We start from the raw sequence: 18865 nt of genomic DNA, 5'->3' as shown, positions 1-18865 counted from the left end.
CAGGTGGACGTTAAATATGAAACCTGAAGATTAAACATGACTGAATCTTTTGCTCAACTATTTGAAGAATCCTTAAAAGAAATCGAAACCCGCCCGGGTTCCATCGTTCGTGGTGTTGTTGTTGCTATCGACAAAGATATCGTACTGGTTGACGCTGGTCTGAAATCTGAGTCCGCCATCCCGGCTGAGCAGTTCAAAAACGCCCAGGGCGAGCTGGAAATCCAGGTTGGTGACGAAGTTGACGTTGCTCTGGATGCAGTAGAAGACGGCTTCGGTGAAACCCTGCTGTCCCGTGAGAAAGCTAAACGTCACGAAGCTTGGATCACGCTGGAAAAAGCTTACGAAGACGCTGAAACTGTAGTCGGTGTTATCAACGGCAAAGTTAAAGGTGGCTTCACTGTTGAGCTGAATGGTATTCGTGCGTTCCTGCCGGGCTCCCTGGTAGACGTTCGTCCGGTGCGCGACACGCTGCACCTGGAAGGCAAAGAGCTTGAATTCAAAGTCATCAAGCTGGACCAGAAACGTAACAACGTCGTTGTTTCTCGTCGTGCCGTTATCGAATCCGAAAACAGCGCAGAGCGCGATCAGCTGCTGGAAAACCTGCAGGAAGGCATGGAAGTCAAAGGTATCGTTAAGAACCTCACTGACTACGGTGCATTCGTTGATCTGGGCGGCGTTGACGGCCTGCTGCACATCACCGATATGGCCTGGAAACGCGTTAAGCATCCGAGCGAAATCGTAAACGTTGGCGACGAAATCACTGTTAAAGTGCTGAAGTTCGACCGCGAGCGTACCCGTGTATCTCTGGGCCTGAAACAGCTGGGCGAAGATCCGTGGGTAGCTATCGCTAAGCGTTATCCGGAAGGTACCAAACTGACCGGTCGCGTGACCAACCTGACCGACTACGGCTGCTTCGTTGAAATCGAAGAAGGCGTTGAAGGCCTGGTTCACGTTTCCGAAATGGATTGGACCAACAAAAACATCCACCCGTCCAAAGTTGTTAACGTTGGCGATGTAGTGGAAGTTATGGTTCTGGATATCGACGAAGAACGTCGTCGTATCTCCCTGGGTCTGAAGCAGTGCAAATCTAACCCATGGCAGCAGTTCGCGGAAACCCACAACAAGGGCGACCGTGTTGAAGGTAAAATCAAGTCTATCACTGACTTCGGTATCTTCATCGGCCTGGACGGCGGCATCGACGGCCTGGTTCACCTGTCTGACATCTCCTGGAACGTTGCAGGCGAAGAAGCAGTTCGTGAATACAAAAAAGGCGACGAAATCGCTGCAGTTGTACTGCAGGTTGACGCAGAACGTGAGCGTATCTCCCTGGGCGTTAAACAGCTGGCGGAAGATCCGTTCAACAACTACGTTGCTCTGAACAAGAAAGGCGCTATCGTAACCGGTAAAGTAACTGCAGTTGACGCTAAAGGCGCAACCGTAGAACTGGCTGACGGCGTTGAAGGTTACCTGCGTGCTTCTGAAGCATCCCGTGACCGCGTTGAAGATGCAACTCTGGTTCTGAGCGTTGGCGACGAAGTTGAAGCTAAATTCACCGGCGTTGATCGTAAAAACCGCGCAATCAGCCTGTCTGTTCGTGCGAAAGACGAAGCTGACGAGAAAGATGCAATCGCAACTGTTAACAAACAGGAAGATGCAAACTTCTCTAACAACGCAATGGCTGAAGCTTTCAAAGCAGCTAAAGGCGAGTAATCTTAGTTATTCAGGCCACAACGGTCTGAATAATGACGAGTTTACTTGACAGATTGCAGGATTCGTCCTGTAATCAAGCACAAAGGGCGGCTACGGCCGCCCTTGTTTAAGCTGTAAGCTAACTTTGCCTTGAAGGAAACCGGAGGAAAAATGACCAAGTCAGAATTGATAGAAAGACTTGCCAGCCAGCAATCTCATATCCCGGCGAAAGCGGTGGAAGATGCTGTTAAAGAAATGCTGGAACATATGGCCTCAACGCTTGCTCAAGGTGAGCGCATTGAAATCCGCGGTTTCGGCAGCTTCTCTCTGCACTATCGAGCACCTCGCACCGGGCGTAACCCGAAGACTGGCGATAAAGTGGAACTGGAAGGTAAATACGTTCCGCACTTTAAGCCTGGGAAAGAACTACGCGACCGCGCCAATATTTACGAAGAGTAAGTTTTTCCTCATCAGGCAAAGACTTACTTAATAAAAAAGCACCTGAGGGTGCTTTTTTTATGCCTGTTTTCCGTGTCCGCTCGCAAAACTTTTGTTACCTGATAGCAAGAGACAATATTTCCCGGACAGCGCGACGCAATGCCATTCTTTTCAACATGATCGCGGCGGCGAATTGTCTGACACTCCCCGATAACAGGGAGGTGTTATGCGATTACCACATCTGGCAGGCTGCGCCATAATCGGAATTTCGCCGCTGCTTTGGCTACCGGCACTACCGAATATGCTAAGCGTTTGGTGTCTTATTGGCGTTGCGATAATCATGGCAACGCTGCGCAAACCTTACACAACGTATGCCGCATTGACGTTGCTATTTCTCGTGTGGGGAATATTACATGCCCGGCAGGCGTTGTGGCCCACTGAGCATATTCCCGGTCGCAACCGGCAGGCCGTTATTAAGCTGGTAGGCGGTGATGGCCTGACGAGCTGGCAAGGTAAGATAATCCGTCTTGATGGGCGGCGTTTATATCCCGCGGTTGGGATCACCCTTTACGGCGGCGAACTGCCTGAAGCAGGCTGCGTTGGGCAGCGCTGGCTGATGACCATCCGCGCTCGTCCGGTGCATGGGCAGTTAAATGAGGGCGGCTTCGATAGCCAGCGCTACGCCCTTGCTCAACATCGTCCGCTTAGCGGACGTTTTCTGAATGCCTCATCGCTTGATTCACGTTGTAGTTCCCGGGCTCGCTATCTGGACTCGTTGAACCGCGCACTTGCTAATTATCCGTGGAGAACGGTGATGCTGGGGCTGGGAATGGGGGAGCGCCTTGCGGTTGCGGATGAGATAAAAAGGTTAATGCAGGAGACGGGGACGTCTCATTTAATGGCTATCTCCGGCCTGCATATTGCGCTGGGGGCGTCGCTTGGCTGGTTGCTGGTTCGCGGAATACAGTTCTTTCTCCCGTGCCGCTGGATAGGCTGGCGGATACCGCTGCTTGTCGGGTTAGGTTGCGCGCTGTTTTACGCCTGGCTTACCGGCATGCAACCCCCGGCGCTACGTACCTGTGCGGCCTTAACCGCAGGATGTCTGTTGCGGCTACAGGCCAGGCGCTGGTCGCCCTGGCAAATATTTTGCTGTTGTATTGCGGCAATACTGCTGGCCGATCCACTGGCGATAATTTCAGAAAGCCTGTGGTTATCGGTCTTTGCGGTTGCTGCGTTGATTTTCTGGTATCAGCTTGCGCCGCTTCGCCCTTACCGCTGTCATTCACCGTGGCGGCACCTGCTGGCGCTGAGCCACCTGCAGTGTGGCCTGATGCTATTATTGGCGCCGCTGCAGATAGCACTGTTCCATGGTATTAGTCTGACATCACTGATAGCGAACCTGATTGCCGTTCCGCTGGTGACATTTCTAATAGTCCCGCTGATTTTAGCGGCCATGCTACTGCATCTCAGCGGTCCGGCATTGCTTGAAATGGCGTTATGGCAACTCGCCGATCGGTTGCTGGCAATCTTATTCTGGTTCTTACGCCATTTGCCTGCGGGATGGGTATCGCTTGACGAACGCTGGCTGGCGGTCAGTTTACTGCCGTGGCTGGCGCTTCTGGTATGGCGTTTTCAGGCCTGGCGTCAGATGCCGTTACTCTGTATTAGCGGCGTGGCGCTACTCAGTTGGCCTTTCTGGCGCGCCGCCTCACCGGGCGAGTGGCGGGTGACGATGCTGGATGTCGGACAAGGGCTGGCGGTGGTCATCGAGCGTCAGGGCGCGGCAATTTTGTACGATACCGGCCCAGCCTGGCCGGGAGGCGATAGCGGTGAGCGGCTTATCGTACCCTGGCTACGCTGGCGCGGTCTTCATCCGGAAGGCATAATATTGAGCCACGAACATCTTGATCATCGCGGTGGCCTGAATGCGATTATTCAGGCGTGGCCCAATCTCGTTATTCGTAGTCCGCTTAAAGCGCGCGGGCATCTACCCTGTCGCAGAGGGGAAACCTGGCGCTGGCGAGGGCTCCGATTTCAGGCGCTTTGGCCATTGCCTGCGGGTGAACATAAAGGGAACAATGGTTCCTGTGTGGTTAGGGTCGATGACGGCAAGCGTAGCGTTTTACTTACCGGCGATATCGAAATCCCGGCCGAAGAGCAGATGATAAGCCATTACTGGCAGCATCTTATGTCTACACTTATTCAGGTTCCGCACCACGGCAGCAACACTTCATCCGGCGTGACATTGTTGCAGCGGGTAGGGGGAGAGGCGGCTATCGCCTCGGCAGCGCGATACAATGCATGGAAGATGCCTTCCCAAAAAGTCGCGCAGCGCTATCGTGAGCAGGGATATCGGTGGTTTGATACGCCGCACTCGGGGCAAATAACGATTATTTTTTCTCCAGAAGGTTGGCAAATCCATAGCTTACGAGATCAACTTTTACCGCGTTGGTATCATCAGTGGTTTGGCGGGGACGCGCAGAACGGGTAGAATATGCGGCTATTTCAACATAAGCTGGTTTATTGAATGCAGAACGATAAAGATCTCTCCACGTGGCAGACCTTCCGCCGACTTTGGCCGATGATAGCGCCGTTTAAAGCCGGGCTAATCGTAGCGGCCGTGGCGTTGGTGCTTAACGCGGCAAGTGATACCTTCATGTTATCGCTTCTTAAACCGTTATTGGATGATGGTTTTGGTAAAACGGATCGCTCAGTGCTGTTATGGATGCCGCTGGTGGTGATCGGTTTGATGGTGCTGCGTGGCATCAGTAGCTATATCTCGAGTTACTGTATCTCCTGGGTTTCCGGCAAAGTGGTGATGACCATGCGTCGCCGCCTGTTCGGTCATATGATGGGCATGCCTGTCGCTTTCTTCGACAAACAGTCCACCGGGACATTGCTGTCGCGTATCACCTACGACTCCGAACAGGTCGCTTCATCTTCCTCCAGCGCGTTGATAACCGTAGTGCGTGAAGGGGCCTCAATTATCGGCCTGTTCGCCATGATGTTCTATTACAGCTGGCAATTGTCGCTAATTCTTATCGTGCTTGCGCCTATCGTCTCTGTGGCGATTCGGGTGGTTTCGAAGCGTTTTCGTAATATCAGTAAGAATATGCAGAACACCATGGGGCAGGTGACCACCAGCGCGGAACAGATGCTCAAAGGGCATAAAGAAGTGCTGATGTTCGGCGGTCAGGCGGTTGAAACCAAGCGTTTTGACAAAGTCAGTAATAAGATGCGCCTGCAGGGCATGAAAATGGTCTCCGCGTCCTCCATCTCCGACCCGGTCATTCAACTCATTGCCTCTCTGGCGCTGGCCTTTGTGCTCTACGCGGCGAGCTTCCCAAGCGTCATGGAAACGCTGACCGCCGGTACCATTACCGTGGTCTTTTCTTCGATGATCGCGCTGATGCGCCCGCTGAAATCCCTGACTAACGTCAACGCGCAGTTCCAGCGCGGTATGGCCGCATGTCAGACGCTTTTCTCCATTCTGGATTCCGAGCAGGAGAAAGATGAAGGCACTCGCGTGATTGAGCGCGCCAAAGGTAACCTGGAGTTCCACAACGTCACCTTTAGCTATCCTGGCCGCGAAGTTGCCGCGCTGCGTAACATCAATCTGAGCATCCCGGAAGGGAAAACCGTTGCGCTGGTAGGGCGTTCAGGCTCAGGTAAATCCACCATCGCCAGCCTGATTACCCGGTTCTACGACGTTGACGAGGGGCAGATTCTGCTGGATGGCCACGATTTACGCGAGTACAAACTGAGCTCCCTGCGCGATCAGGTGGCGCTGGTTTCGCAGAACGTGCATCTGTTCAATGACACCGTCGCCAATAACATCGCCTATGCGCGTACCGAAGAGTACACCCGCGAGCAAATTGAAGAAGCGGCGCGTATGGCCTATGCGATGGACTTTATCAACAAGATGGATAATGGACTGGACACGATTATCGGCGAGAATGGCGTGATGCTCTCCGGTGGTCAACGTCAGCGTATCGCTATTGCGCGTGCGCTGCTGCGCAATAGCCCTATTCTGATCCTCGATGAAGCCACCTCGGCGCTGGATACCGAGTCGGAACGTGCAATTCAAGCGGCGCTGGATGAACTGCAGAAAAACCGCACCTCGCTGGTTATCGCCCACCGTCTGTCGACTATCGAACAGGCTGACGAAATCGTGGTGGTAGAAGATGGTCGCATCGTTGAACGCGGCAGCCATCTGGATCTGCTGGAACATAAAGGCGTTTACGCGCAGTTACACAAGATGCAATTCGGTCAATGATAGCGCGCATCTGGTCCGGCGAATCGCCGCTATGGCGGCTATTGCTGCCGCTTTCCTGGCTGTATGGCCTGGTGAGCGCTTGCATCCGCCTCAGCTATAAACTGGGGTGGAAAAAAGCCTGGCGCGCGCCGGTGCCGGTGGTCGTGGTCGGTAATCTGACCGCCGGCGGCAACGGTAAAACGCCGGTGGTGGTTTGGCTGGTGGAACAACTGCAGCAGCGGGGCATACGCGTCGGCGTGGTATCTCGCGGCTACGGCGGCAAAGCCGACCGCTATCCGCTGCTGCTGGATAATGCCACCAGTACAGCGCAGGCGGGCGATGAACCGGTGTTAATTCATCAGCGTACCGGCGCGCCGGTGGCGGTTGCGCCACTGCGTAGCGAGGCGGTAAAAGCCTTATTAGCCGCTCACGATTTACAAATTATCGTCACCGATGATGGTCTTCAGCATTATAAGCTGGCGCGGGATACAGAAATCGTTGTGATTGACGGCGTACGCCGCTTTGGCAATGGTTGGTGGTTGCCGGCCGGGCCGATGCGCGAGCGAGCATCCCGTTTGCAAAGCGTCGATGCCGTTATCGTCAACGGCGGCGTCGCACGTCCGGGGGAAATCCCGATGCAGTTGCGTCCCGGCATGGCGGTGAACCTGCTTACCGGCGAGCGTCGCGATGTTGCGACCCTCGACAACGTAGTGGCGATGGCCGGCATTGGCCATCCGCCGCGCTTTTTCGCGACGCTTGAAAACTGCGGCGTGCATCCGGTGAAAACTGTGGCGCTGGCGGATCATCAGGCACTTAGTCAAAGCGCGGTCGCTGTACTGGCAAGCTCGGAGCAGACGCTGCTAATGACCGAAAAAGACGCGGTTAAATGCCGTGAATTTGCCGCCGCTAACTGGTGGTATCTACCGGTTGACGCCATAATGACCGATGAACGCGCACAGCGGTTGCTCGCGGACTTAGTGACGCTGGCGCAACGTTAACCTGCGTGCTGGTTTTGCTCGCCGCTGTGCTTGAATCCCCTACGGAGAACCTGCATGTCGGTATTGCAATTGTCGCTAAAAGAGGCTCGCCATCTTCATCTCGCGGCGCAAGGGCTACTGAAAAAGCCCCGGCGTCGCGCTCGCCAGACTGACATCCTTTCCACTATTCAGCAGATGTCGCTGCTGCAAATCGATACGATCAACGTGGTCGCCCGTAGCCCTTATCTGGTGCTGTTTAGTCGTCTTGGCAGTTATCCTCAGCACTGGTTGGATGATTCTCTGCGTAGCGGCGAGCTGATGGAGTACTGGGCGCATGAGGCCTGTTTTTTGCCGCGTAACGATTTCGCCCTCGTGCGCCACCGGATGTTGAATCCTGACAAGATGGGTTGGAAATACCATAAAGAGTGGATGCACGAACACGCCGCCAGCATAGAAGAGTTGCTGGCGCATATCGCGCAAAATGGCCCGGTTCGCTCAGCGGATTTCTCCCATCCGCGTAAAGGAGCCAGCGGCTGGTGGGAATGGAAACCGCATAAACGTCATCTTGAAGGGTTGTTCACCGCCGGCAAACTGATGGTCGTTGAGCGGCGTAACTTTCATCGCGTCTATGATTTAACCCATCGGGCGATGCCGCACTGGGATGACGAGCGCGACGCGCTCTCCCGCCAGGAGGCCGAGTCTATTATGCTGCGTAACAGCGCGCGCAGCCTGGGCGTTTTTCGTCCGCAGTGGCTGGCCGATTATTATCGTCTACGCCAGCCTGCATTACCGGCACTGCTGAAGGGCTGGCAGGATGAGGGGCTGGTGGTGCCGGTTATGGTTGAAGAACTGGGGGAAATGTGGCTGCATCGCGATCTGCAAGCGTCGCTGGAATCGGCATCCGGCGGTAAGTTAACCGCCAGCCACAGCGCCGTGCTCTCGCCGTTTGACCCGGTGGTGTGGGACCGTAAACGGGCCGAGCAGTTATTCAACTTCAGCTATCGACTGGAATGTTATACCCCTGCGCCGAAACGGCAATACGGCTACTTTGTGCTACCGTTGCTGCATCAGGGAAAACTGGTTGGCAGGATGGACAGCAAGTTGCACCGAAAGGACGGCATGCTTGAGATCTTTTCGCTGTGGCTGGAAGAGGGCGTGAAAGTGACCGCCGGGCTGGAAAGCGGACTCCAGCGGGCAATTAACGATTTTGCGCGCTGGCAAGGTGCAGAAGAGGTTGTGCTGCGCCAGCTACCCGCGACGCTATTTGCTAACCAGCGGCAAGGTTGGGGCGTTGAAGCCGCGTGATACGCCGGCTACCATCCTGTGATATGCTGCTGATAAATCTATTCGGTCCATCAGGAGGAATCATGGATCACCGTTTACTTGAAATTATCGCCTGCCCGGTTTGTAACGGTAAGCTGTATTACAGTCAGGATAAGCAAGAGCTTATCTGCAAAGCCGACAGTCTGGCCTTCCCGCTGCGCGAAGGGATCCCGGTACTACTTGAAAACGAAGCGCGCTCACTCGCGGTAGAAGAGAGCCAGCCATGAGTTTCGTCGTCATTATTCCTGCCCGATTTGCCTCCACGCGTCTGCCGGGGAAACCTCTGCAGGATATCAACGGTAAACCGATGATCGTCCACGTGCTGGAACGCGCCCGTGAATCCGGCGCGGACCGCATTATCGTCGCCACCGATCATGAAGATGTCGCGCGTGCGGTTGAAGCCGCGGGCGGCGAGGTTTGCATGACCCGCGCTGACCATCAATCCGGCACCGAGCGTCTGGCGGAAGTCGTTGAAAAATGCGCTTTCAGCGATGACACCATCATCGTCAATATTCAGGGTGATGAACCGATGATCCCGTCGGCGATCGTGCGCCAGGTGGCGGAAAACCTCGCGGCCAGCACCAGCGGGATGGCAACGCTGGCGGTGCCTATCCACGATGCCGAAGAAGCGTTTAACCCGAATGCGGTCAAAGTGGTCATGGATGCCGACGGCTACGCGCTCTATTTCTCACGAGCGACGATTCCGTGGGATCGCGATCGCTTTGCAAAATCGCGTGAGCAAATTGGCGATTCCCTGCTGCGCCATATTGGTATTTACGGCTACCGCGCTGGTTTTATTCGCCGCTACGTCAGCTGGGCGCCAAGCCCGCTCGAACAAATTGAGATGCTCGAACAGCTGCGCGTATTGTGGTATGGCGAAAAAATTCACGTTGCGGTGGCGGAAGTGGTTCCTGGCACTGGCGTGGATACCCCGGAAGATCTGGAACGCGTCCGCGCCGAACTGCGTTAATTCTTGCCGTCCCCTTCGCCTGGAGGGGACATATTTCTGCCGCTAATTAGCCCATTTTTGATCTTATCCGCTGACAAGTCGCCCCCAGACGCTCATTATGAAAACAGTAGTCTTCATGAGGGTATCTATGATGGAACAGTTGCGAGCCGAACTGAGCCACCTGCTTGGCGAGAAGCTAAGCCGCGTGGAATGCGTTAGCGAGAAACCCTCGTCAGCGCTGTGGTCGCTGTATGATGCGCAGGGAAACCCGATGCCGCTGTTGGCGAAAAGCTTCACTACGCCGGGCGTGGCGCGCCAGCTGGCGTGGAAAATCTCAATGCTTGCCCGTAGCGGCACCGTTCGTATGCCGGTGGTGTACGGCGTCATGACACATGAAGAGCATCCAGGGCCTGACGTATTGCTGATTGAACGGTTACGCGGCGTTTCAGTAGAAGCGCCGGCGCGCACGCCCGAGCGGTGGGAGCAACTGCAGGATCAGATTGTCGAAGGATTACTGGCATGGCACCGCCACGACAGCGGCGGTTGTGTGGGAATGGTCGATAGCACCCAGGAAAACGTCTGGCCGCACTGGTATCGCCAGCGGGTAGAAATGCTGTGGAGCACGCTTAACCTCTATCATGACACCGGGCTGACAATGCAGGATAAGCGCATTTTATTCCGCAGTCGTGAAAGCCTGCCGCAATTGTTTAGTGATTTCAACGACAACTGCGTGCTGGTCCATGGCTGCTTTACGCTACGTAGCATGCTCAAAGACGCGCGCACCGATCAGCTGTTGGCGATGGTCGGGCCGGGGATGATGCTGTGGGCGCCGCGCGAGTATGAATTGTTCCGCCTCGCCGACGGCGGGTTAGGGGAGCAGCTGCTATGGCGTTATTTGCAGCGGGCGCCGGTCGCGGAGTCTTTCGTCTGGCGGCGCTGGTTATATCAGTTATGGGATGAAGTCGAAAGCCTGGTAAATACCGGGCGCTTCGATCGCGCCCGTTTCTCATTTGCCGCGAAATCAATCCTGCCCTGGATCGCCTGACGCTCCCTTTAGCCACTGCCAGCCCCGCCCCAGAGTCTCGTAAATCGCGCGTTCGCTGTGCATCAGCCAATACGGTGACGGTAGCGCGCGCTCCCAGGGGTTAAGCGCCGACTCTACCGCCAGCTGGTTGGCTGGCGCCGGTAACGGATTTAGCCCTGCATGGCGGAAAAATATCATCGCTCGCGGCAGGTGCGAGGCGGAGGTCACCAGCAGGAATGGCGCGCCGCCGATGGCTTTTTTGACTTCAGCCGCTTCCTGTTCGGTATCTTTTGGTCGGTCAAGGACGATAATGGCGCTGCGCGGCACGCCGAGGCTTTCGGCGACGCGCGCTCCCGCCTCGGCGGTGCTGACCGGGTTACTCCTGGCCGCCGCGCCGGTAAAAATCATTTTCGCGCCAGGGTTTTCCCGCCACAGGCGGATCCCCTCTGCCAGCCGCGGCAGACTGTTGTTGATCAGATTGGAGCTAGGCGCCCACTGCGGGTTCCAGGTATAGCCGCCACCCAGCACCACGACATACTCAACGGATTTGCCGCCGCGCCAGGTCGGGTAGCTTTTTTCTATCGGTTTTAATAACCCATCAGCCACCGGCTGCAGGCTTAATAGCGCCAGCAACAGCCAGCTTAAGGTGACCACCGTCTTGCCGGTTTTTTGAAAACGGCTGCGCCACAGCAGGGCGATGCCGACCGCCATCAGCAATAACAGCAGAGGAAGCGGCAACAGCATACCGCCAAAAACCTTTTTCAGCGTAAAAAGCATCCCGGATGGTTCCTTTTTTAACCATATAAGCAAAGTTCTGCGTGGATCTTATAACAGATCGCTTCATTATCGCCGTGGGTATGACAAAATAGCGGTTTTGTGTTGGCTTGTGGAGTCGTCCGTGCAGGATCGCAATTTTGATGACATCGCTGAAAAGTTTTCGCGCAATATTTATGGCACCACCAAGGGCCAACTGCGTCAGGCGATCCTTTGGCAGGATCTGGAACCGCTGCTTAAGCAGATGGGGCCAGGGCCGTTGCGGGTGCTTGATGCCGGCGGCGGCGAAGGGCAAACGGCGATCCGCGTCGCGGAATTAGGCCATCACGTCACGCTATGCGATCTTTCCGCCGAAATGGTGGCTCGCGCTCAGCAGGCCGCCCGCGATAAAGGTGTGATCGACAACATGCATTTTGTACAATGCGCGGCGCAGGATATTGCTCAGCATTTGGAAAGCCCCGTCGATCTGATACTGTTTCATGCGGTGCTTGAGTGGGTCGCGGAACCGCAGGAAATGTTGCGCACGCTGTGGTCGGTGTTGCGCCCGGGCGGCGCGCTGTCGTTAATGTTCTACAATGCTAACGGCCTGCTGATGCACAATATGGTCGCCGGAAACTTCGACTACGTACAAATCGGCATGCCGAAAAAGAAAAAACGCACGCTGTCGCCGGATTATCCGCGCGATCCGCAGCAGGTTTACGGCTGGCTGGAAGATCTCGGTTGGCAGATAACCGGTAAAACCGGCGTGCGGGTGTTTCATGATTATCTGCGTGAGAAACGTAAACAGCATGACAGTTTTGCGGTGCTGCTGGAGCTGGAAACGCGCTACTGTCGTCAGGAGCCGTATATCAGCCTGGGCCGCTATATTCATGTCACTGCGCTTAAGAAAGATCCAGGCGCACAGCCGCAGATGCAAGGATAAACTATGAGTGAATTTTCCCAGACAGTCCCCGAACTGGTTGCCTGGGCCAGGAAAAATGATTTTTCCATCTCGCTGCCGGTCGACAGACTCTCTTTTCTGCTGGCTGTCGCCACGCTGAACGGCGAGCGGCTGGAAGGGGAAATGACCGAGGGAGAACTGGTGGACGCGTTCCGCCACGTTAGTGATGCGTTTGAGCAGACCAGCGAAACCATCAGCCAGCGCGCCAATAACGCCATCAACGATATGGTGCGCCAGCGTCTGCTGAACCGCTTTACCAGCGAAATAACGGAAGGGAATGCTATCTATCGCCTGACGCCGTTAGGTATCGGCATTACCGATTACTACATTCGCCAGCGTGAATTTTCCACCCTGCGTTTGTCGATGCAGCTGTCGATTGTGGCCGGCGAACTGAAGCGGGCTGCAGATTCCGCGGATGAGGGTGGCGATGAATTCCACTGGCATCGCAACGTTTTTGCGCCGCTGAAATATTCGGTGGCGGAAATCTTCGATAGTATCGATCTGACTCAACGCATCATGGATGAGCAGCAGCAGCAGGTGAAAGACGATATCGCCCAACTGCTGAACAAAGACTGGCGCGCGGCGATTTCTAGCTGCGAACTGCTGCTGTCCGAAACCTCCGGCACCCTGCGCGAATTGCAGGATACCCTGGATGCGGCGGGCGATAAGCTGCAGGCCAACCTGTTGCGTATCCAGGACGCTACCATCGCGCGCGACGATCTGCATTTTGTCGACCGTCTGGTGTTCGACCTGCAAAGCAAGCTCGACCGTATCGTCAGCTGGGGCCAACAGGCTATCGACCTGTGGATCGGTTACGATCGTCACGTACATAAATTTATCCGTACCGCCATCGATATGGATAAAAACCGCGTTTTCGCCCAGCGTTTGCGTCAGTCGGTGCAGACCTACTTCGATGCTCCGTGGGCGCTGACCTACGCCAGCGCCGATCGCTTGCTGGATATGCGCGATGAAGAGATGGCGCTGCGCGATGAAGAAGTCACCGGCGAGCTGCCGGCAGACCTCGAATTCGAAGAGTTCAACGAAATTCGCGAGCAGCTGGCCGCGCTGATTGAAGCGCAGCTGGCGGTCTACAAAGAGAAAGGTATGCCGCTGGATCTCGGCCTGGTGGCGCGAGAGTTCCTGGCGCAATATCCGCGTGCGCGCCATTTTGACGTCGCGCGAATCGTCGTTGACCAGGCGGTACAGCTGGGCGTCGCCCAGGCAGATTTCACCGGACTGCCGGCAAAATGGCAGCCGATTAATGATTACGGAGCCAAGGTACAGGCGCATGTCATTGACAAATATTGAACAAGTGATGCCAGCTAAGCTGGCGCAGGCGTTGGCCAATCCGTTATTTCCGGCGCTGGATAGCGCCCTGCGCGCAGGCCGTCACATTGGCCTCGATGAGCTGGATAATCACGCATTTTTGATGGATTTTCAGGATTACCTGGAAGAGTTTTATGCGCGCTACAACGTTGAGCTGATCCGCGCGCCGGAGGGGTTCTTCTACCTGCGCCCGCGCTCTACGACGTTGATCCCGCGCTCGGTATTATCAGAGCTGGATATGATGGTCGGCAAAATTCTTTGCTACCTCTACCTCAGCCCCGAACGTCTGGCTAATGAAGGCATCTTCACCCAGCAGGAGCTCTACGATGAGCTCCTGACGCTGGCGGACGAAAGCAAATTGCTGAAGCTGGTGAACAACCGTTCCACCGGCTCCGACCTCGACCGCCAGAAGCTGCAGGAGAAAATGCGCGCGTCCCTCAACCGCCTGCGTCGCCTCGGCATGGTGTGGTTTATGGGCCACGACAGCAGTAAATTCCGCATCACCGAATCGGTGTTCCGCTTTGGCGCTGATGTGCGCGTCGGCGACGATCCGCGCGAAGCGCAGCTGCGCATGATCCGCGATGGCGAAGCAATGGCGCTGGAGAATCACCTGCAGCTCAATGACGAGAATGAAGAGAATCAGCCGGATAGCGGGGAGGAAGAATAATGATTGAACGCGGTAAGTTTCGCTCGCTGACGCTGGTTAACTGGAACGGTTTTTTTGCCCGGACCTTCGATCTTGATGAGCTGGTAACGACGCTCTCCGGGGGTAACGGCGCCGGTAAATCGACAACCATGGCGGCTTTCGTCACGGCGCTGATCCCCGATTTAACCCTGCTGCACTTCCGTAACACCACCGAAGCGGGCGCCACCAGCGGTTCGCGCGATAAAGGCCTGCACGGTAAACTGCGTGCCGGCGTCTGTTACTCGGTGCTCGACGTGATCAACTCGCGCCACCAGCGCGTGGTTGTCGGCGTACGTCTGCAGCAGGTTGCCGGGCGCGATCGTAAAGTCGATATTAAGCCATTTGCCATCCAGGGATTGCCAACCTCGATCCAGCCGACCCAACTGTTGACCGAAACGCTCAACGAGCGCCAGGCGCGTGTCGTGAGCCTCAACGAGCTGAAAGACAAGCTCGACGCGATGGAAGGGGTGCAGTTCAAACAGTTCAACTCGATCACCGAATATCACTCGCTGATGTTTGATTTGGGCGTGGTGGCCCGTCGTCTGCGTTCAGCATCCGATCGTAGCAAATACTACCGCCTGATTGAGGCCTCGCTGTACGGCGGGATTTCCAGCACCATTACCCGCTCGCTGCGCGATTACCTGCTGCCGGAAAACAGCGGCGTGCGTAAGGCGTTCCAGGATATGGAAGCGGCGCTGCGTGAAAACCGTATGACCCTGGAAGCGATTCGCGTAACTCAGTCCGATCGCGATCTGTTTAAGCACCTTATCAGCGAAGCCACCAACTACGTGGCGGCGGACTACATGCGCCACGCCAACGAGCGGCGAATCCATCTGGATAAAGCGCTAGAGTACCGTCGCGAGCTCTTTACCTCGCGTTCGCAGCTGGCGGCAGAGCAGTACAAACATGTCGATATGGCGCGCGAGCTGCAGGAACACAACGGCGCAGAAGGCGATCTGGAAGCCGACTACCAGGCCGCCAGCGATCACCTGAACCTGGTACAAACGGCGCTGCGTCAGCAGGAAAAAATCGAGCGCTACGAAGCGGATCTCGACGAACTGCAGATTCGTCTGGAAGAGCAAAATGAAGTGGTGGCGGAAGCCGCAGACCAGCAGGAAGAGAACGAAGCCCGCGCCGAGGCCGCCGAACTGGAAGTGGATGAGCTGAAAAGCCAGCTCGCCGATTACCAGCAGGCGCTCGACGTGCAGCAGACTCGCGCCATTCAGTACAATCAGGCGCTACAGGCGCTGGAGCGCGCGCGCGCGCTGTGTCACCTGCCGGATTTAACCGCCGACAGCGCCGACGAATGGCTGGAAACTTTCCAGGCGAAAGAGCTGGAAGCGACGGAAAAAATGCTGTCGCTGGAACAAAAAATGAGCGTGGCGCAAACCGCGCACAGCCAGTTTGAACAAGCGTATCAGCTGGTTGCGGCGATCAACGGCCCGCTGGCGCGTAATGAAGCCTGGGATGTGGCGCGTGAATTACTACGCGATGGCGTCAACCAGCGTCATCTGGCTGAGCAGGCTCATGGGTTGCGTAGCCGTCTCAACGAGCTGGAGCAGCGCCTGCGTGAACAACAGGACGCCGAGCGCCAGCTGGCCGAGTTCTGTAAGCGCCAGGGCAAACGCTACGATATCGACGATTTGGAAACGCTGCATCAGGAGCTGGAAGCGCGCATCGCGTCATTGGCCGATAGCGTTTCTAACGCTCAGGAACAGCGCATGGCTCTGCGTCAGGAGCTGGAACAGCTGCAGTCGCGTACCCAGACGTTGATGCGCCGGGCGCCGATTTGGCTGGCGGCGCAAAACAGCCTCAACCAGCTGTGCGAGCAGAGCGGCGAGCAGTTTGAATCAAGCCAGGACGTTACCGAGTACCTGCAGCAGCTGCTGGAGCGCGAGCGCGAAGCAATCGTTGAGCGCGATGAAGTCGGCGCCCGTAAGCGCGCCATCGACGAAGAAATCGAGCGTCTCAGCCAGCCGGGCGGTTCTGAAGACCCGCGTCTGAACGCGCTGGCGGAGCGCTTTGGCGGCGTGCTGTTGTCGGAAATCTACGACGACGTTAGCCTCGAAGATGCCCCGTACTTCTCCGCGCTGTATGGCCCATCGCGCCATGCGATCGTGGTTCCGGATCTGTCACAGGTGGCGGAGCAGCTCGAAGGGCTGGAAGATTGCCCGGAAGACCTGTATCTGATCGAAGGCGATCCGCAGTCCTTCGATGACAGCGTTTTCAGCGTCGATGAGCTGGAAAAAGCGGTGGTCGTGAAAATTGCAGACCGCCAGTGGCGCTATTCGCGCTTCCCGACGCTGCCGCTGTTTGGCCGCGCCGCGCGTGAAAACCGCATCGAAACGCTGCACGCCGAGCGTGAAAGCCTCTCCGAGCGTTTTGCTACGCTGTCGTTTGACGTGCAGAAAACGCAGCGCCTGCATCAGGCCTTCAGCCGCTTCATCGGTAGCCATCTGGCGGTTGCCTTTGATGACGATCCGGAAGAAGAGATCCGCAAACTCAATAGCCGCCGCGGCGAACTGGAGCGCGCGCTGAATGCGCATGAAAGCGATAACCAGCAGAACCGCGTCCAGTATGAGCAGGCGAAAGAGGGCGTGTCGGCGCTTAACCGCCTGCTGCCGCGCCTGAATCTGCTGGCCGATGAGACGCTGGCCGATCGCGTAGATGAAATCCAGGAGCGTCTGGATGAAGCGCAGGAAGCGGCGCGCTTTATCCAGCAGCATGGCAATCAGCTGGCGAAACTGGAACCGATTGTCTCGGTACTGCAGAGCGATCCGGAACAGTTCGAACAGCTGAAAGAAGACTACGCCTATTCGCAGCAAATCCAGCGCGATGCGCGCCAGCAGGCTTTCGCGCTGGCGGAAGTCGTGCAGCGCCGCGCCCACTTCAGCTACTCTGACTCGGCGGAGATGCTCAGCGGCAACAGCGATCTTAACGAGAAGCTGCGCCAGCGCCTGCAACAAGCTGAATCCGAGCGTAGCCGCGCTCGCGAAGCGATGCGTAGCCACGTTGCGCAGTTGAACCAGTACAACCAGGTGCTGGCGTCGCTGAAAAGTTCGTATGACACCAAGAAAGAGCTGCTCAACGATCTGTATAAAGAGCTGCAGGATATCGGCGTGCGTGCCGATGCCGGCGCGGAAGAGCGCGCGCGCGCGCGTCGTGATGAGCTGCATATGCAGCTGAGCAACAACCGCTCCCGCCGTAATCAGCTGGAAAAAGCGTTGACCTTCTGCGAAGCGGAGATGGACAACCTGACCCGCAAACTGCGCAAGCTGGAGCGCGATTACTGCGAAATGCGCGAGCAGGTGGTGAGCGCTAAAGCGGGCTGGTGCGCGGTGATGCGTCTGGTGAAAGACAACGGCGTGGAACGTCGTCTGCACCGCCGCGAGCTGGCCTATCTCTCCGCCGACGAACTGCGTTCGATGTCGGATAAGGCGCTGGGCGCGCTGCGTCTGGCGGTCGCTGATAACGAGCACCTGCGCGACGTTCTGCGTATTTCGGAAGATCCAAAACGTCCGGAGCGCAAAATTCAGTTCTTCGTTGCCGTTTATCAGCATCTGCGCGAGCGTATCCGTCAGGATATTATTCGCACCGATGATCCGGTAGAAGCGATCGAGCAGATGGAAATCGAGCTCAGTCGTCTGACCGAAGAGCTGACCAACCGCGAGCAGAAGTTGGCGATCAGCTCACGCAGCGTGGCGAATATCATTCGCAAGACCATTCAGCGTGAGCAGAACCGTATTCGCATGCTCAACCAGGGGCTGCAGAGCGTATCGTTTGGTCAGGTCAACAGCGTGCGTCTGAACGTCAACGTGCGTGAAACCCACTCGACGCTGCTTGATGTCCTCTCCGAACAGCATGAGCAGCATCAGGATCTGTTTAACAGTAATCGCCTGACCTTCTCGGAAGCGCTGGCGAAACTGTATCAGCGCCTGAATCCGCAGATTGATATGGGGCAACGTACGCCGCAAACCATCGGCGAGGAGCTGCTCGACTACCGCAACTATCTGGAGATGGAAGTGGAAGTTAACCGTGGTTCCGACGGCTGGCTGCGCGCGGAGTCCGGCGCGCTGTCGACCGGTGAAGCGATCGGTACCGGGATGTCGATTCTGGTGATGGTGGTGCAGAGCTGGGAAGATGAATCCCGTCGTCTGCGTGGTAAGGATATCTCGCCTTGCCGTCTGCTGTTCCTCGATGAAGCAGCGCGTCTTGATGCTCGCTCTATCGCCACGCTGTTCGAACTGTGCGAACGTCTGGAGATGCAGTTGATTATCGCGGCGCCTGAAAATATCAGCCCGGAAAAAGGCACAACTTATAAACTGGTGCGTAAAGTGTTTAATAATCACGAACACGTACACGTTGTCGGCCTGCGCGGTTTTGCCGCGCCGGTGCCGGAAGCGCTGCCTGGAACCGCTGACGCCTCCTGAAAGGGTGCCGATTAATAGGAAAAAGGGTGACAATTTGTCGCCCTTTTTGTTTTTC

At 56.3% G+C, this 18865-nt stretch carries 13 protein-coding genes and 1 pseudogene; 13 read left to right on the top strand and 1 reads right to left on the bottom strand.

Going from position 1 to position 18865, the window contains the following annotated elements:
* Positions 1 to 36: 36 nt before the first annotated feature.
* The 9 genes from rpsA (at position 37) to ABLV78_RS16970 (ending at position 10676) form a co-directional block, all read left to right on the top strand.
* Positions 37 to 1710, top strand: a complete 1674-nt coding sequence (rpsA, locus tag ABLV78_RS17010) for a 30S ribosomal protein S1 (protein WP_015367470.1) — start codon at positions 37 to 39, stop codon at positions 1708 to 1710.
* A gap of 150 nt (positions 1711 to 1860) precedes the next feature.
* Positions 1861 to 2148 (top strand): integration host factor subunit beta, encoded by a 288-nt coding sequence (gene ihfB / locus ABLV78_RS17005; protein ID WP_004100704.1) that lies wholly within the window; start codon positions 1861 to 1863, stop codon positions 2146 to 2148.
* Positions 2149 to 2353: 205 nt separating this feature from the next.
* The gene (locus tag ABLV78_RS17000; RefSeq protein ID WP_047045594.1) at positions 2354 to 4618 is read left to right on the top strand and encodes a ComEC family protein; all 2265 of its coding nucleotides are present in this window, start codon (positions 2354 to 2356) and stop codon (positions 4616 to 4618) included.
* A 36-nt stretch (positions 4619 to 4654) separates the two neighbouring features.
* Positions 4655 to 6403 carry a lipid A ABC transporter ATP-binding protein/permease MsbA gene (gene msbA, locus ABLV78_RS16995; protein WP_032707692.1) on the top strand — a complete coding sequence of 583 codons (1749 nt, stop codon included), beginning with the start codon at positions 4655 to 4657 and terminating at the stop codon, positions 6401 to 6403.
* Positions 6400 to 7380 carry a tetraacyldisaccharide 4'-kinase gene (lpxK, locus tag ABLV78_RS16990; protein WP_047045600.1) on the top strand — a complete coding sequence of 327 codons (981 nt, stop codon included), beginning with the start codon at positions 6400 to 6402 and terminating at the stop codon, positions 7378 to 7380. Before msbA ends, lpxK begins: the two co-directional genes overlap by 4 nt.
* Positions 7381 to 7434: 54 nt before the next feature.
* Positions 7435 to 8664, top strand: coding sequence for a winged helix-turn-helix domain-containing protein (locus ABLV78_RS16985; RefSeq protein WP_047045603.1), 1230 nt, complete (start codon positions 7435 to 7437; stop codon positions 8662 to 8664).
* A 62-nt stretch (positions 8665 to 8726) separates the two neighbouring features.
* Entirely contained in the window at positions 8727 to 8909 is a 183-nt protein-coding gene (ycaR, locus tag ABLV78_RS16980) for a protein YcaR (protein ID WP_042892909.1), read from the top strand.
* Positions 8906 to 9652, top strand: coding sequence for a 3-deoxy-manno-octulosonate cytidylyltransferase (kdsB, locus tag ABLV78_RS16975; protein WP_045395726.1), 747 nt, complete (start codon positions 8906 to 8908; stop codon positions 9650 to 9652). Before ycaR ends, kdsB begins: the two co-directional genes overlap by 4 nt.
* A 130-nt stretch (positions 9653 to 9782) precedes the next feature.
* Positions 9783 to 10676 (top strand): YcbJ family phosphotransferase, encoded by an 894-nt coding sequence (locus tag ABLV78_RS16970; protein WP_045395760.1) that lies wholly within the window; start codon positions 9783 to 9785, stop codon positions 10674 to 10676.
* On the opposite strand, the gene elyC is transcribed toward ABLV78_RS16970, so the two are convergent.
* A complete protein-coding gene (gene elyC / locus ABLV78_RS16965) occupies positions 10653 to 11432 on the bottom strand; it encodes an envelope biogenesis factor ElyC (RefSeq protein ID WP_047045607.1) in 780 nt (259 codons plus the stop codon). The two genes, ABLV78_RS16970 and elyC, sit on opposite strands and share 24 nt — an antisense overlap.
* Positions 11433 to 11553: 121 nt before the next feature.
* Here elyC and cmoM point away from each other — a divergent pair.
* The 4 genes and pseudogenes from cmoM to mukB all read left to right on the top strand — a co-directional run bounded on the left by cmoM (position 11554) and on the right by mukB (position 18810).
* Positions 11554 to 12358 (top strand): annotated as a pseudogene (cmoM, locus tag ABLV78_RS16960) (tRNA uridine 5-oxyacetic acid(34) methyltransferase CmoM).
* The gene (gene mukF / locus ABLV78_RS16955; protein WP_015367460.1) at positions 12355 to 13677 is read left to right on the top strand and encodes a chromosome partition protein MukF; all 1323 of its coding nucleotides are present in this window, start codon (positions 12355 to 12357) and stop codon (positions 13675 to 13677) included. Before cmoM ends, mukF begins: the two are co-directional and overlap by 4 nt.
* On the top strand, positions 13658 to 14362 hold the full coding sequence (mukE, locus tag ABLV78_RS16950; protein WP_015367459.1) for a chromosome partition protein MukE: 705 nt from the start codon (positions 13658 to 13660) through the stop codon (positions 14360 to 14362). The genes mukF and mukE overlap by 20 nt, the downstream gene beginning before the upstream one ends.
* A complete protein-coding gene (mukB, locus tag ABLV78_RS16945; RefSeq protein ID WP_047045610.1) occupies positions 14362 to 18810 on the top strand; it encodes a chromosome partition protein MukB in 4449 nt (1482 codons plus the stop codon). Before mukE ends, mukB begins: the two co-directional genes overlap by 1 nt.
* The last annotated feature ends 55 nt before the right edge of the window (positions 18811 to 18865 follow it).

This window comes from Klebsiella sp. CN_Kp075 (assembly GCF_040065055.2).
GTDB classification, from domain to species: domain Bacteria; phylum Pseudomonadota; class Gammaproteobacteria; order Enterobacterales; family Enterobacteriaceae; genus Klebsiella; species Klebsiella aerogenes.
The sequence above is the reverse complement of the archived record's forward strand: the minus strand, read 5'-3'. Positions and strand labels throughout refer to the sequence as shown.